This window comes from Thalassospira sp. UBA4513, assembly GCF_002388495.1.
In the GTDB taxonomy this organism is placed as follows: domain Bacteria; phylum Pseudomonadota; class Alphaproteobacteria; order Rhodospirillales; family Thalassospiraceae; genus Thalassospira; species Thalassospira tepidiphila.
The window spans coordinates 278-5,242 of sequence record NZ_DGMR01000029.1; the positions used below are offsets into that span (position 1 = coordinate 278).

Sequence of the window (4,965 nt, forward strand, 5' to 3'; positions counted from 1 at the left end):
TCGTGCTGCACAACAGCCTGTTCCTGGTGGCGCATTTCCATAACGTGATTATCGGTGGTGTGGTGTTCGGGATGTTTGCCGGTATCGTTTACTGGTTCCCCAAGGCATTTGGCTTCAAGCTTGATCCGTTCTGGGGCAAAATGTCCTTCTGGCTCTGGCTTGTCGGGTTCTATTTCGCCTTCATGCCGCTTTATGTTCTTGGTCTGATGGGGATTACCCGCCGCATGAGCCAATTTGACGATCCGTCGCTTCAGATCTGGTTCGTGATTGCCGCCTTTGGTGCGCTTCTGATTGCCGGTGGTATCGGTTCGTTCATTCTGTCGATCGTTGTTGCGGTGATCAAACGTGACAAGCTTCGTGATGAAACCGGTGACCCATGGGGGGATGGTCGTACGCTGGAATGGTCGACTTCGTCGCCGCCCCCAGCCTACAACTTTGCCTTTACCCCGGTTGTCCATGATCTTGATGCATGGGCCGACATGAAGAAACGTGGTTATGTCCGTCCGACGGAAGGCTTCCTGGATATCCATATGCCGAAAAATACCGGCGCTGGCTTTATCCTGGCTGCGATCTCGCTCGTTCTTGGCTTTGCACTTGTCTGGCACATCTGGTGGCTTGTTGCGGCAAGCTTCATCGTGCTGATCGTCGGTGCAATTGCCCATACCTTCAACTATGACCGCGATTATCACATCCCGGCATCTGAAGTCGTGGAAACCGAAGACGAACGTACTGCCCTTCTGGCAAAACAGCAGGCGTAAGGGAATGACAATGGCGAATAACACTGCCGCACAGACCGAAATGCCGGTCTTTTACCTGAAAGAAGAGCATCACCCGGAAACCGGGACGATGCTTGGCTTCTGGATCTATCTGATGAGCGATTGCCTCATCTTTGGGATTCTGTTTGCAACCTATGCCGTTATTGGCCAGAACTATGCCGCAGGTCCTTCGCCTGCTGATCTGTTTGATCTCGAACTGGTAGCGATCAACACGTCGATGTTGCTGTTTTCCTCGATCACCTATGGCTTTGCCATGCTGGCGATGGAAAAGGGCAGCATCAAGGGAACGCAGATTTGGCTGGCGATTACCGGCCTGTTTGGCGTCGCCTTCGTGGGGCTGGAAATTTATGAGTTCCATCACCTCTGGAGCCTGGGGGCGACCCCGATGCGCAGTGGTTTCCTCTCGGCGTTCTACACGCTGGTGGCGACCCACGGTCTGCACGTGACGTTTGGCATCATCTGGCTTGTGACCCTGATGGTTCAGGTGGCCCAGCGCGGCCTGATCGTCGAGAACAAGCGTCGTCTGATGTGCCTGTCGATGTTCTGGCACTTCCTTGACGTCGTCTGGATCGGTGTCTTCTCCGTTGTTTATCTGCTGGGAGTTCTGGGATGAGCGCACATTCACACGCACATGATGACCATAATGATGGTGGGGCCTCACATGGCACCTATAAAAGCTATGTGATCGGGTTTGTCCTGTCGGTCATTCTGACCGCGATCCCGTTCTGGCTTGTCATGGACGGTGTTCTGGACAGCAAGGTCGCAACTGCCCTTTGGGTGATGGGGCTTGGTGTTATCCAGATCATTGTGCATATGGTCTATTTCCTGCACATGAACACCAAATCCGAAGGTGGCTGGAACTTCCTGGCGCTGATCTTTACCCTTGTGATCGTGGCAATCGCCATCGCCGGTTCACTGTGGGTTATGTATCACCTCAACACCAACATGATGCCGCAGATGGATCACGACATGATCCCGAGCTTCGGCTAGGGACTGCTTGATATTTGAAGGGGGCGCGATACCTTTGGGGGATCGCGCCCTTTTTGTTTCACCAGATTGCCTTTTGAAAGAACCCGGCATGTCCGACGACCACGTTTCTGCCCAAGCGACCGATAACCCGAAAAAGGGCCCCTCGATGACAACCCGAATTGTTGTCCTGATGCTGGCCGCTATCCTGTTTTCCGGGTTTTGTGCCCTTGGATATTGGCAGGTGGAACGTCGGGCCTGGAAGCTTGATCTGATCGAACGGGTCGATGCGCGTGTGCATGGCGATGCGGTTGCCGCACCCACGCGTGATGACTGGGAAAATGTAACCCGCGCACGCGATGAATATCGCAAGGTCAGTGTGACAGGCACCTATCGCAACGATCTTGAAACGCAGGTCTATACTGCAACCGATTACGGGGCAGGTTACTGGGTTCTGACACCGCTGATGCGGGATGACGGCACGATTATCATGATCAACCGCGGTTTCGTGCCAACCGAAAAGCGTGATCCCGATACGCGGGCTGAGGGCATGGTCGAGGGTGAGGTTACTGTCACCGGCCTGCTTCGCATCAACGAACCGGTCGGAACTTTCATACGTGATAACGTGCCGTCCGAAGAACGCTGGTACTCACGCGATGTAAAGGCGATGGCGACCAAGCGGGGACTGGATGCCACCAATGTCGCGCCGTATTTCATTGACGGTGATGGGGCAGAAAACCCGGCCAAGTTGCCACTGGGTGGCCTGACCAAAATTAGCTTCCCCAACAACCACCTGACCTATGCGCTGACATGGTTTGGCTTGGCATTGCTGACACTTGTCGCGGCGTGGATTGTACTGCGCCCGCGCAGGAGATCAGATAGCGACGATTGATCTGCCAATTATTCCAGGGTCGATTGATCGGGCCACGGAATGTCCTTGCGCATGGTCGCACCGGTCCAGTTGATGATGTTGGGCGTGCGTTTACCGGCATAATGGGCCTTAAGTACCGCATTCAGGTTAGACGGGCGATACAGCACGCGTTCGAGTGACCCTTCATGCGAATTGTCATGCAAGACTCCGGTAGAGATATTCCAACGTACCAGTGCGCTGACATGGATGGCTTCATTGATCGTCTCAAGCCCATCCGGGATGATGTTCCGACGGTCAAAGTTCGGGCATTTGATGCGCAGTTTGTCCCAGAAGTTTCTGGTTTCCGGTGCAATCTGTTCGATCAGGCGCTGATAGGGGTAAAGGCGGGAGCTCGAATAAAGCATGGTGCGGCTTTCATACCCGCGCCCGTCGACTGACGGGGCCAGTTTGGTCTTAAGGTGCGACTCATCAAGCTTGAGCTTGGTGTGTTTCTTGACCCGCTTGATCATCCAGTCGAGCGTGATGTCAGACAACCTGCAATCATCGTAAGATCCGCCAACATTGCTGTGCACGCCGGGGAACCAGACTTGTTCGACAATTTGTTTGTCCGGCAATTTGGTGCCCTTTTCCTTGACCCACAGCGTTGGTGAAAAGGCACTGCGTTTCTCGTCAATCGCCATTGCATGCAGGGCAACCCGAACGTGCCCGCCAAGCTGCACATCGTAAAAATGATACTTGGCGGGGATCAGGCGGCGTCCAAGGTCACCCGGAATGCCAAGCGACCCGACCGTATCCCAAACGCCAACGCATTCAATTGGCACATCCAGTTGGGTTTCGATATCGAGGGTCGAGATCTTGGTACGTTTTGCCTCTGGCGATAGATCGGAGCTGACAATTTTCGCGATATCGGTCTGAAGCGGATGGCCAAGATAGGGTGGCTTTAAAAGACCACAGAGCCCGATCAATCCCGCCAGACTGCGCGCGGTAAAGGCGCCACGCGAAAATCCAAAGATAAAGATCTCGTCACCGGGTTGATAGTTGTTGCCAAGAAAGCGATAGCCATCAACGACGTTTTCAAGCAACCCGTTGCCAAACGCACCACCGCGAATTTTATCGATCACATCGCCCGTCCCGACCCCGCGATCATAGAACACGATCTGCGAAACATCCTTGTCGCTGCTCGGCACCGCGCGCAGAAGTTTAACGACGTTGGTCGGTTCGGGTGTGTTGGCGGGTTCCTGCCAGGTGCCGTCGAAAAATACAATCAGTCTGCGTTTGGCCATGTGAAGTCCCCTGTGTGATGTGATGCCGGGCGATCTTCTTTGGATCGTCTTGGGTGCTACTATACAACTCAGGGATGATTTTATTAAGGGATATTAAATATAATAAAATGCTGCTGATGTGATGTCGTGGTCAATTCGAGGGTGGATATCCTACTGACATACAGCTGTCAGGAACCTGTCTGTCGTGTGGTTTACATTGTTGGGAAACAAGGGGAAATTGCCGCCGGATTTCAAACATAATCACACGCGCAAACGCAGGAGCCTTAAGAATGCCATCACAGCGGAACTTGACCTTTTATCACGCGGTACCATCACGCAGCGGTACCGTACATTGGATGTTGCAGGAACTGGGCATTCCGTTTGATGTCAAACTCATCGACATCCGGGGTGGGGAGGGGCAAACGCCGGAACTCCTGGCCCTCAATCCGCTCGGCAAGGTGCCATCCATTGTGCATGGCGACACGGTCGTAACCGAGGCTGCCGCCATTTGCTGCTATCTGGCCGATCTGCATCCAGAGGCCGGCCTGGCCCCGGCATTGGATGATCCGAAACGTGGTGAATATCTGCGCTGGTTGTTCTTTTCACCGTCTACCATCGAACCGGCCATGATCGACCGCGTGCGCCAGTACACGGCAGAAGACAGCAGCCAGAATTCCTATCGCGACTGGGAAACGCTGGTGCCCATTCTGGTCGATTTTGTTGGCAAGGCCGACCCGTGGCTGATGGGGAAGAACTTCACCACTGTTGATGTGGTGTTTGGTTCGACCATTCGGTTTGGCTGCATGTTTGGCATTCTTCCGAAATATCCGGAATTCGAGGCCTACATCGCCCGGATTGATGCCCGCCCGGCCTATCAGCGCGCACAGGAACTGGATGCACCGCATTTTGCCGCTGCGATGGCGGGTTGATCGTACCGATCCAATTGTATGAAGAATAAAAGGGCCGGTTCCTGCGCTTTGGAGCCGGCCCTTTGGTATTTTATCGGCTTTAAAAGGTGTGCTTAGGGATTGGTATGATCAATCACTTCGCCGCGTGCCGGATAGTTTTTGGCAATGACGAAATCAAGCGC

6 protein-coding genes are annotated in these 4,965 nt (G+C 53.9%); 5 read left to right on the forward strand and 1 reads right to left on the reverse strand.

The features are described 5' to 3' along the window. From B2T33_RS11255 to B2T33_RS11270, 4 genes are all read left to right on the forward strand, one after another. On the forward strand, positions 1 to 758 hold a 758-nt coding region (locus tag B2T33_RS11255), incomplete at its 5' end, for a cbb3-type cytochrome c oxidase subunit I (RefSeq protein WP_286792043.1). A 10-nt stretch (positions 759 to 768) separates the two neighbouring features. Beyond that, positions 769 to 1,389 carry a cytochrome o ubiquinol oxidase subunit III gene (gene cyoC / locus B2T33_RS11260; RefSeq protein ID WP_062957990.1) on the forward strand — a complete coding sequence of 207 codons (621 nt, stop codon included), beginning with the start codon at positions 769 to 771 and terminating at the stop codon, positions 1,387 to 1,389. Beyond that, the gene (locus B2T33_RS11265) at positions 1,386 to 1,766 is read left to right on the forward strand and encodes a cytochrome o ubiquinol oxidase subunit IV (RefSeq protein ID WP_197145408.1); all 381 of its coding nucleotides are present in this window, start codon (positions 1,386 to 1,388) and stop codon (positions 1,764 to 1,766) included. Before cyoC ends, B2T33_RS11265 begins: the two co-directional genes overlap by 4 nt. Before the next feature lie 88 nt (positions 1,767 to 1,854). Next, complete coding sequence (locus B2T33_RS11270; RefSeq protein ID WP_252723950.1) at positions 1,855 to 2,634, forward strand: SURF1 family protein; 780 nt, start codon at positions 1,855 to 1,857, stop codon at positions 2,632 to 2,634. Positions 2,635 to 2,642: 8 nt separating this feature from the next. Here B2T33_RS11270 and B2T33_RS11275 read toward each other — a convergent pair whose 3' ends face one another. Continuing rightward, positions 2,643 to 3,896, reverse strand: coding sequence for a DUF2235 domain-containing protein (locus B2T33_RS11275; protein ID WP_286792044.1), 1,254 nt, complete (start codon positions 3,894 to 3,896; stop codon positions 2,643 to 2,645). A 269-nt stretch (positions 3,897 to 4,165) separates the two neighbouring features. On the opposite strand from B2T33_RS11275, the gene B2T33_RS11280 reads away from it, so the two are divergent. Continuing rightward, on the forward strand, positions 4,166 to 4,804 hold the full coding sequence (locus B2T33_RS11280) for a glutathione S-transferase family protein (RefSeq protein WP_197145406.1): 639 nt from the start codon (positions 4,166 to 4,168) through the stop codon (positions 4,802 to 4,804). Positions 4,805 to 4,965: the final 161 nt, after the last annotated feature.

Excerpts from the sequence above, each read along its gene's own strand:
- cyoC (WP_062957990.1), top strand. The coding sequence starts at position 769 with ATGGCGAATAACACTGCCGCACAGACCGAAATGCCGGTCTTTTACCTG.
- B2T33_RS11265 (WP_197145408.1), top strand. The coding sequence starts at position 1,386 with ATGAGCGCACATTCACACGCACATGATGACCATAATGATGGTGGGGCC.
- B2T33_RS11270 (WP_252723950.1), top strand. The coding sequence starts at position 1,855 with ATGTCCGACGACCACGTTTCTGCCCAAGCGACCGATAACCCGAAAAAG.
- B2T33_RS11275 (WP_286792044.1), bottom strand. The coding sequence starts at position 3,896 with ATGGCCAAACGCAGACTGATTGTATTTTTCGACGGCACCTGGCAGGAA.
- B2T33_RS11280 (WP_197145406.1), top strand. The coding sequence starts at position 4,166 with ATGCCATCACAGCGGAACTTGACCTTTTATCACGCGGTACCATCACGC.